We start from the raw sequence: 16,939 nt of genomic DNA, 5'->3' as shown, positions 1-16,939 counted from the left end.
CCGGCCGGATCTCCAATTGGTGTCAACCGGGTAATCGCCGCCGGTCGCCACGCCGTCGCGGCGGCGATTACCCGACTGCGGCGGCGATTACCCGACTGCGGTCGGAATGCGTTCGACCGCCGGTAGCGTCCATCTCGGCGTTGCCCGAACGTCACGCCGAGCACGATCCGACGAACGAGAACCGAGAACGGGAGTGGGCTGACCATGGCCTCCAAAAAAGACCACCTGGCCACCGACATCGACACGCACCAGGAAATGTTCAACGTGGCGTTCAACGCGGGCGACGTGGACGCGGTCAACGCCCTGTACGTCGACGACGCCGTGGGCATGTGGGAACCCGGCAAGCCGGTCCAGGGCCAGGCGCGCCGGGACTACGTCGAGCACTTCATCAAGACCCGCAACGCGACCGTCGAGGCGACCGTGCTCCAGCAGATGGTCAACGGCGACACCGCCATGGTGGTGGTCGAGTGGGAGATGGACACCACCCGGGACGGCAAGCCGGAGAAGCTCAGCGGCCTGGCGGTCGACGTGCTCCAGCGCGGCGAGGACGGCGGCTGGCGCTACGTGATCGACAACGCCTACGCGGGCAACGGCCCTTGGCCGGCGGAGAGCTCTTTCCCGGTGCCGCCGAAGCCCTGACGGGGCGCGGGCGCCGACCACCGCGTGACCGGGTCGGCGCCCCGCTCGGCCGCCCGGCGGGCGCGGAAGCCGAGCGCGTGCCGGTAGTCGGTGGGCGTCACGCCGACCTGCGCGGTGAAGTGCCGGCGCAGGTTGGTCGCGGTGCCCATCCCGCTGGCCTCGCTGATCCGCTCGATCGGCAGGTCGGTGGTCTCCAGCAGGCTCTGCGCGCGGGACAGGCGCTGGTTGAGCAGCCACTTCAACGGGGTGAGCCCGGTGGTCGCCTGGAACTTGCGGAAGAACGTGCGGGGGCTCATGCCGGCCCGCTTGGCCATCGCGTCCACGGTGAGCGGCTGGTCGAGGTTGCCCGAGGCCCAGTCCATCGCCATGGCCAGGGTGTCGTCGTCGTCCTCGGGCACGGACAGGTCGACGAACTGCGCCTGCCCGCCGGGGCGGTGCCCCGCCACGACCATCCGGCGGGCCAGCTGGCCGGCGACGTGGGCGCCCAGGTCGCGGCGCACCAGGTGCAGGCACAGGTCCAGGCCCGCGGTCATGCCCGCGCTGGTGAGGACGTCGCCGTCGTCGACGTAGAGCACCGCGTCCTCGACCTGGACCCGCGGGTAGCGCTTGGCGAGGTCGGCGGTGTGCATCCAGTGCGTGGTGGCCCGGCGGCCGTCGAGCAGGCCCGCCTCGGCGAGGGCGAACGCCCCGCTGCACAACGACACCATGCGCGCGCCCGCCGCGGCCGCGTCGCGCAGCGCCGCCACGAACTCCGGCGCCAGCGGAGCGCGGCCCTGGAGCACGTCGTCCGGGACCGACGGGACTATGACGGTGTCGGCGACCACCAGGTCGTCGAGCCCGTGCTTGCTGCGCAAGGAGAAACCGTGCGGCGTGGGCTCGTCCCGCGATCCCGTGCAGAGCTTCACCTCGTACCAGGGATCGGCCAGATCCGGTTGCGGATCACCGAAGACCGCGTTCGCGATGGCGGTCTCGTACACCTCGCAGACCTGCATGTCGGTTCCGTTGAGCACAGCGATCGCGACGACACCCGGCCCCATGGTCGCGAGTGTACGGCAGGAAACGTTCGAAGAAGGTCACGTTCGCCGCTGGTCCGGTCGCGAGGGCGGTGAAACCGTTGCAGGACGCCGACAACACGCCGCGCCGGGTGAACCGGCGCGGGCTGAACAGGAGTGAATGTGATGTCCAACCCCAATGCCGCCCAGGCGCCGGTCACCGTGATCGGCCTGGGCCTGATGGGTCAGGCATTGGCCGCCGCGTTCCTCGGGAACGGGCACCCGACCACCGTGTGGAACCGGTCGGCGAGCAAGGCCGACGAACTCGTCGCCAAGGGCGCGGTCCTGGCGCCGTCGGTCAAGGACGCCGTCGAGGCGAGCCCGCTGGTCGTCATCTGCGTCTCGGACTACGACGCGGTCCACGACCTGCTGGACCCGGTGGTGGGTTCGTTCGAGGGCCGCACCCTGGTCAACATGACCAGCGCCAGCTCGTCGCAGTCGCGGGGCATGGCGAAGTGGGCGGCGGAGCACAACGTCGGCGCGTACATCGACAGCGCGATCATGGCCATCCCGCCGGGGATCGCCACCGACGAGGCGATCCTGCTGCACTGCGGTCCGAAGTCGGCGTTCGACGAGCACGTGGAGACCCTCAAGGCGGTGGCCCCCGCGGGGACCACGTACCTGGGCGAGGACCACGGTCTCGCCGCGCTGCACGACGTCTCGCTGCTGACCATGATGTGGGGCGTCGAGAACAGCTTCCTGCACGGTGTGGCGCTGCTGGGCACCGCGGGCGTGAAGGCCACCGAGTACCTGCCGCTGGCGAAGGCGCTCGCCGAGATGACGCTGGGCTTCATCGAGGCCTACGCCGCGCAGATCGACGCGGGTGACTGGCCCGCCGAGGACTCCACCATCGACACGCACGTCGACGCGATGGACCACCTGCTCGACGAGAGCCGGGAACTGGGCGTCAACACCGAGTGGCCGGCGCTCATCACGGCGCTGGGCAAGCGCGCGATCGCCGAAGGCCACGGGCCCGCCAGCTACGCCGCGATGGTGGAGGTGTTCCGCAAGCCCTCCGCCTGACCCTTTCCCCGCGGCGCGCCCCAGGGCGTGCCGCGGGGGCGTTGCCCGCACTTGAAGCGGTCGACCCGTACACGCCTCCAGAATGGGGGAAAACGGGTCGACCGCTATTCGGCGTTGGTCGCGTCGTGGACCGCGGTCCTGCTTTCGGCGAAAATTCCCGCAAATGGACCGACCGGTGTAACGGTTCGATCACGGCCGCGTTCGACCCGACGTCGAATGCGCTCTGTGCGCTAACCTGGCCGCAATCACTCGAATGCGGTACGACTTCTGGGGGTTACCGCCACCCGCTGTAGTCACCACAGTGACGGCGTTGCCGATGGGCGCTCGGGTATCACCCTGCGCCCATCGCGAATGGACGTCGGCACACCACCCCGTCAATCGGTGGGGCGGTGGTCGCGTCACGCGCCGTGTCCGTTCGATTACGTCCCACTATCGCACGCGTGGCAGCACTGCGTCCATAGGTGGCGACCAATCATCCGCTGATTCCGCAACAAGTTCCCGAAAGGCGACGAGGTTCAGTGACCAACGACGTGGAATCCACTCGACCCGAGAGTCGGGAGCTGTCACGGCGCAGCCTGCTCAAGGCCGGTGTCGCGCTCACCGGGGCGGCGGTGGCGACCTCGGCGACGACCGCCGTGGCCCGCGCCGACGACACCCAGGACCCGACCTTACGGTCCCACTACGACGTGATCGTCGTGGGCGCCGGCATGGCCGGCGTCACCGCCGCGCGCGAGCTGCGCCTCAAGGGCAAGCGCGTCCTGCTGCTGGAGGCGCGCAACCGGGTCGGCGGCCGCACGTGGACCGACACCTGGAACGGCCACATGATCGAGCGCGGCGGCACCTGGGTCGACCGGTTGCAGCCGCACGTGTGGCGCGAGCTCAACCGCTACAAGCTGCCGATCATGGCCGACGCCGGGCCGACGAGAGCGTTCATGCCCGTCATCGGCGGGTTCGAGGAACTGGACCCGTCCGTGGCCTACGTCCGGCAGAAGGAGCTCTTCACCAAGTTCTTCGACCGGTCGACCGAGGTCTTCCCGGAGCCCTTCAAGCCGCTGGCCAACCGGGAGCTGGCCGCCGAGTTCGACGTGTTCTCGCTGCGCGACCGGCTGGACCAGATGGCCCTGCCGCCCGAGGACGAGATCCTGCTGACCAGTTGGACCTCGCTGTACGGCGGGACGAGCGAGCGCGGCGGGCTGACCCTGATCCAGCAGTGGTGGGCGTTGTCCGGTGGCACGTTCGAGGGCTTCCACGGCGTGAACACCTACCGCCCGCAGCTGGGGACGGTGTCGATCCTGAACGCCATGCTCGCCGAGTCCAAGCCGGTGCTCAAGCTCAACTCGCCGGTCAAGTCGGTGGTCCAGGACGCCTACAAGGTGACCGTGACCACCCGGTCGGGCGCGGCGTTCACCGCGCCCGAGGTGATCGTGGCCACGCCGGTGAACGTGTGGAAGACGATCTCGTTCAGCCCGGCGCTGCCCGCCGCCCACGTGGAGGCGACGACGACCGGCGTGGGCGTGCCGCACGAGAAGAAGCTGTGGATCGACCTGTCCAACCCGACGGACCGGTTCGTGGCCGAGGCCCCGGAGGGCATGGGCTACCCGCTGTGCTTCATGGGCCGGTTCAACGACGGCCAGCCGGTGGTCGCCTTCAGCGTCGACAGCACCTTCGACACCACCGACGGCGCCGCCGTGGAGCGGGCCGTGCAGCGGGTGATCCCCGGGGCGACGATGCGCGACTACGTGGCGACCAACTGGCACGTGGACCCGTTCTCCCTCGGCGCCGGCGCGTACCGCCGGCCCAACCAGCTGGTCAGGTTGCACGAGAAGCTCCAGGCGCCGCACGGCCGGGTCAAGTTCGCGGGCGCCGACATCGCGAACGGGTGGAACGGCTACATCGACGGCGCGATCGAGGACGGCCTGCGGGTCGCGGGCTCGCCGACGCTGTCCGGTCCGGCGGCCGCGGCGGCCAGCGCCGAGGAACGCATCTTCGTGCCGAAGGTGAACCGCGCGTTGTACCGCGGTCTCGGCATCCGGTAACCACGCCGTGTACCGCGGTCTCGGCATCCGGTGACCGCACCGTGCGGGGGCCGTCCGATCTCGGGACGGTCTCCGCACGGTCTACGCGGGACCGCCGGGACAAAATTCCCCATGGGCCGCGATCCTCGAATGTGATTCGGTGTCACCCGGACCACCGCGCACAGGTCGCCGGCGGTCGCGAAACCCGTTTCGACATCGGCGCGCAGCCCGATCGACCGCACTCGCTGATCGCACGCGCACGAATCGTTAATCCACCGGCGACCGATCGCGCGCTTTTTCCGCTACCAGTTCTCAGGGAAGGGAACGAGGCACAGTGACCCACGAAAGGGAATCCGGTCGACCCGAGGAACGGGGTCTGTCGCGGCGCAGCCTGCTCAAGGCCGGTGTCGCGCTCACCGGGGCGGCGGTGGCGACCTCGGCGACGACCGCCGTGGCCGTCGCCGACGAAGCCCAGGACCCGAACCGGCGGAAGTTCGACGTGATCGTCGTGGGCGCCGGCGTCGCCGGTGTCACCGCCACGCGTGAGCTGCGCGCCAAGGGCAAGCGCGTCCTGCTGCTGGAGGCGCGGGACCGGGTCGGCGGCCGGACGTGGACCGACACCTGGCGGGGCCACATGATCGAGCGCGGCGGCACCTGGGTCGACCGGTTGCAGCCGCACGTGTGGCGCGAGCTCAACCGCTACGAGCTGCCGATCATGGCCGACGCCGGGGTGACCAGGGCGTTCATGCCCACGCTCACCGGGTTCGAGGAGTTGGACCCGTCGGTGGCCTACGTCCGGCAGAACGCGCTGTTCACCAGGTTCTTCGAGGACTCGACCAGGATCTACCCCGAGCCCTTCAAGCCGTTCGCCAACCGGGACCTGGTCGCGAAGTTCGACCGGTTCTCGTTGCGGGACCGGCTGGACCAGATGGCCCTGGCCCCGGAGGACGAGATCCTGCTGACCAGCTGGACCTCGCTGTACGGCGGGAGCAGCAAGCGCGGCGCGCTGACCCACATCCAGCAGTGGTGGGCGCTGGCCGGCGGCACGTTCGAGGCGTTCCACGGCGTCAACACCTACCGCCCCGCCCTGGGCACGGTCTCGATCCTGAACGCCATGCTCGCCGAGGCCAAGCCGGTCCTCAAGCTCAACTCACCGGTCAAGTCCGTGGTCCAGAACCCCGGCAAGGTCACCGTCACCACCCGCGCGGGCGAGGTCTACACCGCGCCCGAGGTGATCATGGCGGTGCCGGTGAACGTGTGGAAGACGATCTCGTTCAGCCCGGCGCTGCCCGCCGCCCACCGCGAGGCCACGACGGCCGGGATGGGCGTGACGGAAGAGCGGAAGCTGTGGATCGACCTGGAGCACCCCACGGACCGGTTCGTGGCCGAGTCGCCGGAGGGCAGCGGTCACCCGTTCTGCTACATCGGCCGGTTCAACGACGACCAGCCGGTGGTCGCGTTCACCGTCGACACGAGCTTCGACGCGTACGACCGGGGCGCGGTGGAGCGGGCCATCCGGAAGATCATCCCGGACGCCAGGGTGCGCGACCACATCGTCACCAACTTCGCCACGGACGAGTTCGCCCTGGGCACCGGCGGGTACCGCCAGCCGTACCAGCTGATCAGGTTGCACGAGAAGCTCCAGCAGCCGCACGGCCGGGTCAAGTTCGCGGGCAGCGACATCGCGAACGGGTGGAACGGCTACATCGACGGCGCCATCGAGGACGGCCTGCGGGTCGCGGGCTCGCCGACGCTGTCCGGTCCGGCGGCCCTGGCCGCGAGCGCCGAGGAACGCATCTTCGTGCCGAAGGTGAATCGCGAGGCCTACCGCGGGCTCAGCGTGCGGTGACCGTGCCCGGGTCGGGGCCGCCCGTTCTCGGGGTGGTCTCGGCGCGGTCTATGCGAGGTCTACGGGAATAGCGGTGGCCGGAATTCCGGTCACCGCTTTCCACGTTTCCTCCTCGGCATTCTCACGGTGGCAAGAAATAGGCACGGATAAGGCGCTTCGCGGCTAGGCTCCTGGGCATGAGCGCACCCTCGGACACAACCATGCAACCAGTCGATTCGCTGTTCTCGTGGTTCCGCGAAATGCTCGACACGAAACCGGTCAGCCACGGCGGCGCGCACGGGGTGGAGGTGTTCGGTTACGCCGACATCGCCCGGATCCTCGCCGACACCAAGACGTTCTCCTCGGAGACGGCGCGGAAGTTCAACGAGCCGCACTTCGAGCTCGACCGCTTCGACGAGGGCAACCTGGTCACCACGGACCCGCCCCGGCACCGCAAGCTGCGCACCGTCATCAGCCAGGTGTTCACCCCGCGCGCCGTCGCGAACCTGTCCGAGCGCATCGAGCGGGTCACCGCCACCCTGCTGGACCAGGTCGCCGACCGGGACTCGTTCGACCTGGTGGAGGCGCTGGCGTTCCCGCTGCCGATCACCGTGATCGCCGACGTGCTCGGCCTGCCCATCGAGGACGAGCCGATGTTCCGGGTGTGGGGCGACGCGATCGGCGCGCTCGACGCCGCCACCGTGCCGGCCGACCTGCTGGAGAACGAGGTCGGGCCCGCGCTGCACGAGATGGGCGAGTACTTCCTGCGGCACGTGCGCGACCGCCGGGAGAACCCGCGCGACGACGTGATGAGCAGGCTGGCCAACGCCACCATCGACGGCGAGCCGCTGACCGACGGCGAGATGATCGGGGTCACCGGCCTGACCATGTTCGCCGGGCACGCCACCACGATGTCGTTGATCTGCACCGCGGTCATCCTCCTGGACCGGCACCCAGAGGCGCTGGCCGAGATCCGCGCGGACCGCGAGCTGGTGCCCAACGCGCTGGAGGAGGTGCTGCGGATGTACCCGCCGTTCCCGCGCCTGGTGCGGGTCACGACCACCGAGACCGAGATCGGCGGGCACCGGGTGGCCGCGGACCAGCTCGTGACGCCGTGGATCGGCGCGGCCAACCGGGACGCCGCCAAGTTCCCCGACCCCGACCGCTTCGACATCCACCGCAACACCGGCGGACACCTGGTGTTCGGCCAGGGCATCCACTTCTGCCTCGGCGCGCCGCTCGCGCGGCTGGAGGGCAGGATCGCGCTGAACATGCTGCTCGACCGCTACTCGAAGATCAGCGTCGACCCCGCCGCAGGCGGCGTGGAGTGGGAGAACCCCCACCAGATCATCTGCCCGCGGCGCCTGCCGGTGCGGGTATCTCGGTGATCTCGCAGTACACCACGCGGGCGGCGGACTGATCACAGGCGACGCCGCCCGCGTGCCGTTCCCGCCGCAGGAACGCCGAACCCGACGCCAGCACCCGCCGGACGTGCCGGCGCCGGGCGTCCGAGTCGTCACCCAGGTCGACGAGCAGGCTCTCGGCCGGTCCCTTGATCCCGCTGTCCCTGGTGGAGCGCAGGAACTCCAGCAGCCGGTCGATCGCGGTGTCGGAGATGGGTTCCAGGTTCATCGTCAGCGCGTGCCGCAGCCGCGCACCCCACATCGGGCGGCGCGCGACCAGGTCCGGCCCGGCCGTGACGACGACCAGCACGGGCAGGCCGGTCAGCGACCTCGGCAGGTCCTCCACGAAGTCGACCAGGTCGTCGTCCGCGACGTGCAGGTCCTCCACGACCACGACGACCGGGCCGCACCGGGCGATCTGGCCGAGCAGGAACCGCCACGCGCGCAGCACCTCGGCGACCGGCACCTCCGGGTGGTCCCGGTCCGGGTCGACCAGGCACGCGAGGCAGGCCAGCACCCTGCGCCGCTCGTCCTCCGACTGCACGAGCCGCTCCACCACGCCGACGAGTCCGGCCCGCACCGACTCGGCGGGGCCGTCCGGGTCGATGCCGCAGTACGAGCACAGCAGGTCGTTGAGCACGTCGACGACGGTGTCCGCGACGAACTGCCGCGCCCGGCCGACCAGGAACCGCACCGGCTCGGCGGCCGCGGCGACCCTGCGCTCGAACTCCAGCACGAACCGGGTCTTGCCGACACCCGGGTCGCCGAGCACGGTCACCAGGTGCGGCGCGCCGAGGTGCTTGGTCCGCTGGAGGAGCCCGCGCAGCACCTCCAGGTCGTGCTCGCGGTCCACCACCGGCATGTCCTGCACCGCCAGGTACTCCTGCCGGAGCCCGCCGACCTGCCAGCCGAACGACGACCCGACTTTGGCGTAGCTGATCGCGCGTTCCGTGGCCCGCCTGGTGTTCTCGCACACCCGGATCTCGCCGACCGGGGTCCGCGAGAGCAGTTCGTGGCACTCGTCGATCAGCACGCCGCTCACCGACGGCGCGTTGCCGTTGTCGGAGTCGTAGCGCACCAGCACCTCGCCGGTGGCCACCGCGACGTGGACGTCGATGGGCGGCTCGTCGCAGGAGGCGTCCGGGAAGCCCAGGCGGTCGCGGATGGTCAACGCGGCGAGCACGGCGCGTTCGGCGTCGTCGTCGGCGGTGTCGGGCACGCCGAACAACGCCAGCCAGATCGACCCGATGGAGGCCGCGACGGTGCCGCCCAGCGACTCGACCTCGTGGCGGATCGCGGTCGCCGCCTCCTCCAGCGCCGTGTTGCCCATGCCCTGGCAGCGCACGATGAGCACGCTGACGTCCCGGCGCTCGGAGAAGATGCTGCGCATCGTGCGCACGGGCGGAACCGACACGATCCCGGTCTCCTCGGGCCGGTCCGGTTCCGGCGCGGAGGGCGGCGTGTGCTGCGCCGGCCTCGGCGGTTCGTCGGCCTGGTCGCGGGGCGAACCGGTCATCCGCAGCTCGATCTGCTGCTGCATCCCGGCCGGGATCAGCCCCGGGTCGTGGGAGAGGATCGCCTGCTGCAGCGCGCGCAGCGCGGGACTCGGCTCCAGGCCGACCTTCTCGACCAGGGTGGTGCGCACGGTGTGGTAGGCGTTCAGGGCGTCGGTCTGCCGGCCGCTGCGGTACAGCGCCAGCATCAGCTGCCCGCACAGGCGCTCGCGCAGCGGCTCGGTGGCGACCGTGCGCTGGAGTTCGGCCAGGACCTGCTGGTGGTGCCCCCTGGTGAGCTCGACCTCGAAGTAGTCCTCCAGCGCGTCCAGCCGGGCGTTCTGCACCGGGGTCAGCTCCGGCCAGTGGATGCCGGACTCGACCAGGTCGGCCAGCGCGGGCCCGCGCCACAGCTCCAGCGCCTGCTTCAGCAGGTGCGACGCCGCCGCCAGGTCGCCCTCGGCGAACCTGGCCCGGCCCTGTTCGACCTTGTGGTGGAAGTCCTGCACGTCGGTCTGCCCGGGTCCGACGCGCAGCATGTACCCGGGCGGCTGGCTGAGCAGCACCGCGGACCCGCCGCCGTTGGCCGACAGCGCCCGGCGCAGCCGCCAGACCGAGTTCTGCACGATCTTCCGGGCGGACAGCGGCACCTTGTCCTTGGGCCACAACGAGTCCACCATCTGGCTGCTCGCCACGACGCGGTTGCGGTTGAGCAGCAGGAGCCCGAGGGCGGCCCGTTGCCGGGTGCCGCCGAGGTCGACCAGTTCGTCGCCGTGCACGACCTCTAGAGGTCCCAGGATCTTGAAGTACGTCACGGCTGATCTACGCCACTCTGCCGTTGACCGCCGCCGAGCACGCGGCAGGCGCGAGTGGCACAACGTTCTCGTTCACAATTTCCCCCAGATCGCGGTCATCGCCAAGCAGGACGCTTCGCCGGGCTCCGGCGCCCGTGCCGAAGAGACGCTCGGACACGTGGCCGAGGCGTGCCGGTAACCGGTGGTGTTCCCCGAGATCGATCAAGCCGGTTGCGGACGTAACCCCCCAGTCACCCGCGCGCCGCCGTGTGCCATTGTCGTCACCGAACTGCCCGGTCGACACCCCCGAACGGCCGATCAGGGGCCGGTGGGGCCACGTTTCTGCGGAATACCGCAATCACGCGGCCGGGTGACGTTGGTGGAAGTCGTCGGGAGTGTTGTTCCCCATACTCTTGAATGCTCGATCGACGTATCCATTGCTCATTGGTAAAATCTGCGCGGAAAACGACACGGGTCGAGACCGCGTCGAACCGGACTTCGTACCTCGCGCCTCGTTCGTTCGGCATGAAGCGATGAAGCGCCTACCGGTCCCGGTGCGTTGTCGAAAATCGGTTGACCGGCGGTCGGCGGGCTGAAGATCATGGCCGACGTGCAGCAGTGACCAGTGGCGTCCGGATCGGGTCGACGGCGGGTTCGAGCAACACACCGCCGTCCTCCGCCGTGCCGCTCGAAGCCCGCGCCGCGTGACCGGTGCGGGCCCCACACCCACTGGTCCCGAGGCGACGCACCCCGCCTCCCTGCAGGAGCACTGGAGTCCACCGAAACCATGAGCGAACTCCGCCGCACCGCCCTGCCCGCCGAACGCGCCTGGTCCGGCATCGACCGCGAAGCGCTCTGGGTGGTCGCCGACCTCGGCCTGCCCACCGCCCACACGCCGAGGACGCCCATCCGCGAACGCATCCACGTCCCGCTGGTCGAACGCGATCGGCGGCGGTTGTTCGAGGGCGGCGAGCACGTCCACGGCCCGTCGTCCGGCCGCGGCCGCCACGCCACGCCACGCGGCAAGGCCGAGTGCGAGCCCGGCGGGAGCGGCGGATGGGCGCAGGCACCCGGTATGCGGTGCTCCGCGCCCGCCTGCGGGGCCGAGGCCGCCGTCAGCTGTGAACGCCGGTCACCGGCGCGCCGCACCACGCCGCGCGCCGGTGAAGTGACGTGCGGCGGGGAGTTCAGGCGGCGGTGGTGCAGGCGGGTGCCGCGGCTGGGGCGGCTGCCGCCGTGGTCGCCACGGGCGGGCCGTAGCTCGCCGGGCGGGTGCCGCAGCACGGTGGCGGTGCTCCGCCGGCGCCTCGGCCGGCGCTCCGGCGGGCATTCGCCCGATCGCCACCTCGCCCACGTTGCCGCGCGTCGGCGGCACCACAACCCGATCACAAGCCTGCTGCCCTACAACCATCGGCGAACCGGGAAGCCCGGGCACGCAGGAGTGGGGGAGAGGTATGCGAGGCAGGACACGAGGGGGCGTGGTCGTCGCGGCGGTTGTGGCGATCACGGCGGGGACGATCACGGGTGCGAGCGCGGAGGCCGACACCTACGGCGGGCAGGTGTACCGGGTGGGGAACACCATCCACTTCGTCGCCTACCAGGACTCCGTGAACATCGTGGACGCGCAAAAGGAAGGGGAGATGCTGATCGTGGATCGCAACAACCCGATCGAGTTGGGGATCAACAGCGGTTGCTGGGCGAGCCCGTTCGCCGAGAACGCCGTGACGTGCGGAGACGGGGTCACGGCGGTCCACATCGACCTGGGCGACGAGAACGACGAGCTTTACGTGCGAGAGCCGATGTCGACCGTCCTGGGCGGCCCCGGGGACGATGTGATCAAGATCGGGATGTCGGACGACACGGTGTTCGCGGGACCCGGCTACGACAAGATCCTCACCTGGCAAGAGGGCAGTGGCAGCGACACGATCAAGGGCGACGACGACTACGACACGGTCGAATACCTTTCCGGGTCCGGCACGCCCCCGGGCGACTTCGTCTACAACGACGTCGAGAGCATCACCGGCGACCCGGGCCCGTACACGGTGCTCTGGGTCGTCGAGGCGGCGGCCCACGTCAAGGTCCACGACGCGGAACTCCGGCACACCGCCGCGCCGGACAAGGCGAACTCCGTCCTGGTCTCGCCGCTGCCCGGCGGTGGGCGCCACCTCGTGCGCGACGTGGCGCCGATCATGGCCGGCGTCGGTTGTCGGCACCTCGATCCGTCCGACCTGTCGGTGGTCGCCTGCGACGGGGGCCGGCGCGTCACCCACGTCGGCGAGGGCGGCAACGATCGGCTCACCAACGGCACCGACCTGCCCGCCACGCTGCTCGGCGGTCCGGGGGACGACGTCCTGGAAGGCGGATCGGGCGCAGACGTCCTGGACGGCGGCGCCGGCACGGACACGTGCACGAATGGCGAGCGCGTGACCGCCTGCGAGCAGTGACCGCTCACGAGTGATCGCCGAGGCCCGGATCGCCGGCCGCCCGAAAGGCGGTGGTGCCCGATCCGGGCCTCGTGGTCTGCTGGTCGCGAGATGACCGCGGAGGCCGACATCAGGTTGCTGGGCAACCTGGAGTTGATCGGGCCGGCGGGCCCGGTCGGGCTCGGCGGCCCGCGGCCCCGCACCATGTTCGGCCTGCTCGCCCTGCGGGCGCCCCGCGTGGTGTCGCAGGAGGCGCTGCTCGACGGGGTCTGGGGCGAGGACCCGCCGCCGTCGGGCACGCGGAACCTGCACGCCCACATGGCCTACCTGCGGCGCTCGCTCGCCCGCGCCGACCTGGGCGACCTGATCGTCACCCGCGCCCCCGGCTACGCCCTCGACGTGCGGCCGGAGGCGGTCGACAGCAGGCGGTTCGAGGAACTCGTCCGCCGCGCTCGCGGCGCCGGGACGCCCGGCGAGATCGCAACCCACTTGCGCGAAGGGCTGGCGCTGTGGCGCGGGGACGCGCTGGCCGACTGCCCGGTCCACGAATGGGGACACGCCGAGGTGGCGCGGTTGCGCGAGGTCCGGCTCTCGGCGGTGGAGGAGCTGCTGGCGGCCGAGATCGAGCTCGGCCGCGGCGCGCACGTCGTCGCCGAACTCGAAGGGCTGGTCGCCGACCACCCGCTGCGGGAGCGGTTCTGGGAGCTGTTGATGCTCGCGCTCGCCGAGGGCGGGCGCCGCAGCGACGCGCTGAACACCTATCGCCGGGCCCGGGCCACCCTGGTCGACCAGCTCGGCCTGGAACCGGGCGCCCGGCTGCGCCGGCTGGAGGCCACCGTGCTGGCCGCGGGCGTCGAGGAGGCGCCGCGACCGGCGGAACGCGACTTCCCCGCCCCGGTGACGCCCCTGGTCGGCCGGGCCGAGGAGGTCGCCGAGCTGGCCGCGCTGCTCGAAGACCACCGCCTGGTCACCCTGGTGGGCATGGGCGGGGTCGGCAAGACCAGGCTCGCCCTCGCGGTCTGCGCGAACCGGCCGGAGGCGGTCTTCGTCGACCTCGCGCCGCTGTCCGACCCGCACCGGCTGCCGCAGGTGCTGTGCGACGGGCTCGGCGTCCGCGAGGACCCGGGCGTCGACCCGGTCGACACGGCGGTCCGCCACCTGAGGGCACGACCCGTCACGCTGGTGCTCGACAACTGCGAGCACGTGCTCGACTCCTGCGCGCCGGTGGTCGACCGCCTGCTGCGCTCCTGCCCCCGGTTGCGGGTGCTGGCGACCAGCAGGGAGGCCTTCGGCCTGCTCGGCGAGGCGATCCGGCCGGTGGCGGGCCTGGCGACGCCGCCCATCGAGGCGGCCGGTCTGGACGAGGTGCGCGGGTACGCCGCCGTCCGGCTGTTCCTCGCCCGCGCGGCGCCGCCCGCCGTGCGCGCCCTCACCGACGACGACGCCGCCGCGCTGGCCCGCCTCTGCCGACGGCTGGACGGCCTGCCGCTGGCGCTCGAACTGGCCGCCGCGCGCACGAACGTGCTCTCCATCGCCCAGATCGCCGACCGGGTCCACGACCCCGCGCTGCTGCACACCGCCCAACCCGGCGGGCGGTCCCACCACCAGGCGATGGACGCGACCATCTCCTTCAGCTACGACCTGCTCGACGACGCCGCCAGGACCAGGTTGCGCCGCTTGGGCGTGTTCCACGGCGGGTTCGACCTCGACGCCGCGCAAGCGGTGTGGGAGGAGGACGGGCCGAGCACCCTGGACGCCCTCGCCGGCCTCGCGGCGAAGTCGCTGGTCGTGGTCGACCACCGCCCGGCGGGCGTCCGGTACCGGCTGCTGGAGGTGATCCGGCACTTCGCGGTCGGCGAGCTGGCCGGGCGGCCCGCCGAGGCCGACCGGGTGCGCGACCTGCACGCCCGGTTCCACCTCGCCGCGGCCGAGGACGCGGACGCCGGCCTGCGCGGACCCCGGCAGGTCGAGTCGATGCGCCGGTTCGCGGCGGAGGCCGAGAACCTCTGGGCGGCCAAGGAGTGGTTCGCCGCCCGCGGCGACGACGTGGCGGGGCTGCGCCTGGCCGTCGCCACGGCCAGGTACCACCGGCTCAGCGGCCACTACCGGCGCGGCCGGCGCTGGCTCGACGACGCGCTCGCCGGCACGAGCGACGGCACGCCGGTCCCCCTGGTGACCTCGGCCCGGGTCGCCGCCGCGTTCCTCGCCTACTTCCAGCTGGCCTACGCCGATTCGGCGGCGCACGCGACCAGGGCGCTGGCCGGGTGCCGCGCGCTCGGCGACCGGACGGGCGAGGCGAGGGCGCTGCGGCTGCTCGGTTCCATCGCCCGGGAACGAGGTCACTACGACGAGGCCCGCGCGCACTACGACCAGGCCCTGGTCGCGCGGGCCGACGACCCGGCCGCCGTCGCGGACATCCGCCAGATGGCGGGCTTCACCGCGTGGGCGGCGGGCGAGCTGGACGAGGCCGAGGCGCTGCTGGGCGAGGCGCTGCGCCACTACCGGTTCGCGCGGGACGAAGAAGGCGTCGCGTCCACGCGCATCCAGCTCGCGCTGACCGCCGTCCACAAAGGACACAACGCGCGGGCCCGCAGGCTGGCGGAGCAGGCGCTGAACACCTTCCGGGAACTGGGGTTCCGGGAAGGGCTCGGCTACGCCCACGACGTGCTCGGGCTGGTGGACCTCCGGACGGGCAGCGCGGAGGAGGCCATCGCGCGGCTGCGCGCGGGCCTGGAGATCCACGGCGCGGTCGGCGACCGCTGGCGGCAGGCGAGCGTGGCCGACACCCTGGCCGCCGCCCACCTGGCCACCGGGCAGCCGTCCACCGCGGCGCGGCTCCTCGGCTTCGCCGACTCCCTGCGCGAGCCGCACGGCATCCCCGTCCCGGCGCAGGAACGCGCCGACCGCGAGCAGACCGTCGCCCGCACGCGCTCGACGCTCGGTGAGGACGCGTACCACGTGGCGTACGGCGAAGGCGGCGAGACGCCGTTGACGCTGGACGACGAGCCTCGACCGCTGCGCGCCACCTGACACCCGCGAAGGCGGCCGGGAGGCGACGCGGCGCCGTGGCCGGCCGCCGAGGCCGACCACCGCGCTGTGCTGTCACAGGCGGGCACGGCCGGCGCCTGCGCGGGCACGCCGCGACGGCCGCGCCGGCCGGCCCGGCGACCGCGTGCGCGGGCACGGCCGGCGGCGCAGACCCGGAAAGCCGGTGCGCGGTGGTGTCTTCATCCGAGGGACCTCTCTGTCGTGGACGATCGGGCGATCGTCTTCGGGGAAAGGTCCACGGACGGCGGGTTGCGACCGGCCTGTGCTCCGGTCGTGGTGCGGTTCCCGGGCGCACCCGGGTGAGTGGGATCACTGCCCGGTGGTAGCACCGCGACGACGATTCCCGTCCGAGGGGCGGAAGGGACGGACCCGCTGGCACCGTTCGGTCGCTATCCCGGGCCACCCCGAGGCGTGATGCTGGCTGGATCCGTGTCGGACAACATCATCCGAGGGGATCCCATCCGTGCGAAGACTGTTACACGCCTCCGTGGCGATCGTGAGCGCTCTGTTCCTGGTCCTCCTGCCCCCGACCGCCCAAGCGGCAACCGCGCCGGCCACCGACTCCGGGGTCGGCGTCATGGTCGGAGGTGGCTTGGAGTGCACCGTCTACCCGTACTGGACCTATCCGCCGGTCTACAGCAACTCCTGTAGCTCGCCGCGGCCGTCGTACACCTCCACCATCGAGTTCCGAGTGCAGGCGCCGTCGCCCGGCTACACCTACTCGTGGTCGATGAGCGGTGCGCCGTTGCCGTCGAGTTGCACCACGACGGCGTCCACGTGCAGCGTCACGGTGAACACCACGCGGTCGGACCGCTTCGTCACCGCCGTCGTCCAGGTCTCGGGCGGCGGGCAGACCAGTCGGTTCACGTCCGACGCCTGGGCGTTGGCGGCCTGCCCCGGACCGACCGGCGTCGAGTTCTGCTGATTCACGCCCGCCGGCCGCGGCGACGAACGCCGCCGCGGCTGGCGCGGGACCGGCGGGCTACTCCTCGACGGTGATCGCCAGCGCCGGGCACATCACCGCGGCCTGCCGCACGTCCGCCAGCCGCTCGGCGGGCGGCGCGGCGTCCAGCAGCACCACGATGCCGTCCTCGTCCCGCTGGTCGAAGACGTCGTCCGCGGTCAGCGCGCACTGCCCGGAGCCGACGCACCTGTCCTGGTCGACGATCACCCTCACGACGTCCTCCTCCACGTCCGAGACGAACAAGGCCCCGACGGCCG

The 16,939-nt window shown here is 71.7% G+C and carries 11 protein-coding genes; 8 read left to right on the top strand and 3 right to left on the bottom strand.

The features are described from left to right. Positions 1-204: 204 nt before the first annotated feature. Positions 205-639, top strand: a complete 435-nt coding sequence (locus RIN75_RS12565; protein ID WP_309112040.1) for a DUF4440 domain-containing protein — start codon at positions 205-207, stop codon at positions 637-639. Here RIN75_RS12565 and RIN75_RS12560 read toward each other — a convergent pair. Next, positions 579-1,676 (bottom strand): helix-turn-helix domain-containing protein, encoded by a 1,098-nt coding sequence (locus RIN75_RS12560; protein WP_309112039.1) that lies wholly within the window; start codon positions 1,674-1,676, stop codon positions 579-581. The two genes, RIN75_RS12565 and RIN75_RS12560, sit on opposite strands and share 61 nt — an antisense overlap. Before the next feature lie 141 nt (positions 1,677-1,817). On the opposite strand from RIN75_RS12560, the gene RIN75_RS12555 reads away from it, so the two are divergent. From RIN75_RS12555 to RIN75_RS12540, 4 genes are all read left to right on the top strand, one after another. Next, positions 1,818-2,714: an NAD(P)-binding domain-containing protein gene (locus RIN75_RS12555; protein WP_309112038.1), complete on the top strand. Its 897-nt coding sequence runs from the start codon at positions 1,818-1,820 to the stop codon at positions 2,712-2,714. A gap of 518 nt (positions 2,715-3,232) precedes the next feature. Then, positions 3,233-4,750 carry an NAD(P)/FAD-dependent oxidoreductase gene (locus RIN75_RS12550; RefSeq protein ID WP_309112037.1) on the top strand — a complete coding sequence of 506 codons (1,518 nt, stop codon included), beginning with the start codon at positions 3,233-3,235 and terminating at the stop codon, positions 4,748-4,750. A gap of 313 nt (positions 4,751-5,063) precedes the next feature. Beyond that, on the top strand, positions 5,064-6,578 hold the full coding sequence (locus RIN75_RS12545; protein WP_309112036.1) for an NAD(P)/FAD-dependent oxidoreductase: 1,515 nt from the start codon (positions 5,064-5,066) through the stop codon (positions 6,576-6,578). 176 nt (positions 6,579-6,754) lie between these two features. Next, a complete protein-coding gene (locus RIN75_RS12540; RefSeq protein WP_309112035.1) occupies positions 6,755-7,945 on the top strand; it encodes a cytochrome P450 in 1,191 nt (396 codons plus the stop codon). On the opposite strand, the gene RIN75_RS12535 is transcribed toward RIN75_RS12540, so the two are convergent. Continuing rightward, positions 7,905-10,268, bottom strand: a complete 2,364-nt coding sequence (locus tag RIN75_RS12535) for a BTAD domain-containing putative transcriptional regulator (RefSeq protein WP_309112034.1) — start codon at positions 10,266-10,268, stop codon at positions 7,905-7,907. The two genes, RIN75_RS12540 and RIN75_RS12535, sit on opposite strands and share 41 nt — an antisense overlap. Before the next feature lie 1,433 nt (positions 10,269-11,701). On the opposite strand from RIN75_RS12535, the gene RIN75_RS12530 reads away from it, so the two are divergent. From RIN75_RS12530 to RIN75_RS12520, 3 genes are all read left to right on the top strand, one after another. Beyond that, on the top strand, positions 11,702-12,691 hold the full coding sequence (locus RIN75_RS12530) for a hypothetical protein (RefSeq protein WP_309112033.1): 990 nt from the start codon (positions 11,702-11,704) through the stop codon (positions 12,689-12,691). A 90-nt stretch (positions 12,692-12,781) separates the two neighbouring features. Then, entirely contained in the window at positions 12,782-15,700 is a 2,919-nt protein-coding gene (locus tag RIN75_RS12525; protein ID WP_309112032.1) for a BTAD domain-containing putative transcriptional regulator, read from the top strand. 481 nt (positions 15,701-16,181) lie between these two features. After that, positions 16,182-16,643, top strand: coding sequence for a hypothetical protein (locus RIN75_RS12520; protein WP_309112031.1), 462 nt, complete (start codon positions 16,182-16,184; stop codon positions 16,641-16,643). A 57-nt stretch (positions 16,644-16,700) separates the two neighbouring features. Here RIN75_RS12520 and RIN75_RS12515 read toward each other — a convergent pair whose 3' ends face one another. Beyond that, entirely contained in the window at positions 16,701-16,895 is a 195-nt protein-coding gene (locus RIN75_RS12515) for a ferredoxin (RefSeq protein WP_309112030.1), read from the bottom strand. Positions 16,896-16,939: the final 44 nt, after the last annotated feature.

It is taken from the genome of Saccharothrix sp., from assembly GCF_031180885.1.
Classification (GTDB): domain Bacteria; phylum Actinomycetota; class Actinomycetes; order Mycobacteriales; family Pseudonocardiaceae; genus Actinosynnema.
Note: the sequence above shows the minus strand (reverse complement) of the source record. Positions and strands in the feature narration are given on the sequence as shown.

What these genes read in the sequence shown, in the direction of transcription:
- RIN75_RS12565 (WP_309112040.1), top strand. Translation starts at nt 205, where the DNA reads ATGGCCTCCAAAAAAGACCACCTGGCCACCGACATCGACACGCACCAG.
- RIN75_RS12560 (WP_309112039.1), bottom strand. Translation starts at nt 1,676, where the DNA reads ATGGGGCCGGGTGTCGTCGCGATCGCTGTGCTCAACGGAACCGACATG.
- RIN75_RS12555 (WP_309112038.1), top strand. Translation starts at nt 1,818, where the DNA reads ATGTCCAACCCCAATGCCGCCCAGGCGCCGGTCACCGTGATCGGCCTG.
- RIN75_RS12540 (WP_309112035.1), top strand. Translation starts at nt 6,755, where the DNA reads ATGAGCGCACCCTCGGACACAACCATGCAACCAGTCGATTCGCTGTTC.
- RIN75_RS12530 (WP_309112033.1), top strand. Translation starts at nt 11,702, where the DNA reads ATGCGAGGCAGGACACGAGGGGGCGTGGTCGTCGCGGCGGTTGTGGCG.
- RIN75_RS12525 (WP_309112032.1), top strand. Translation starts at nt 12,782, where the DNA reads ATGACCGCGGAGGCCGACATCAGGTTGCTGGGCAACCTGGAGTTGATC.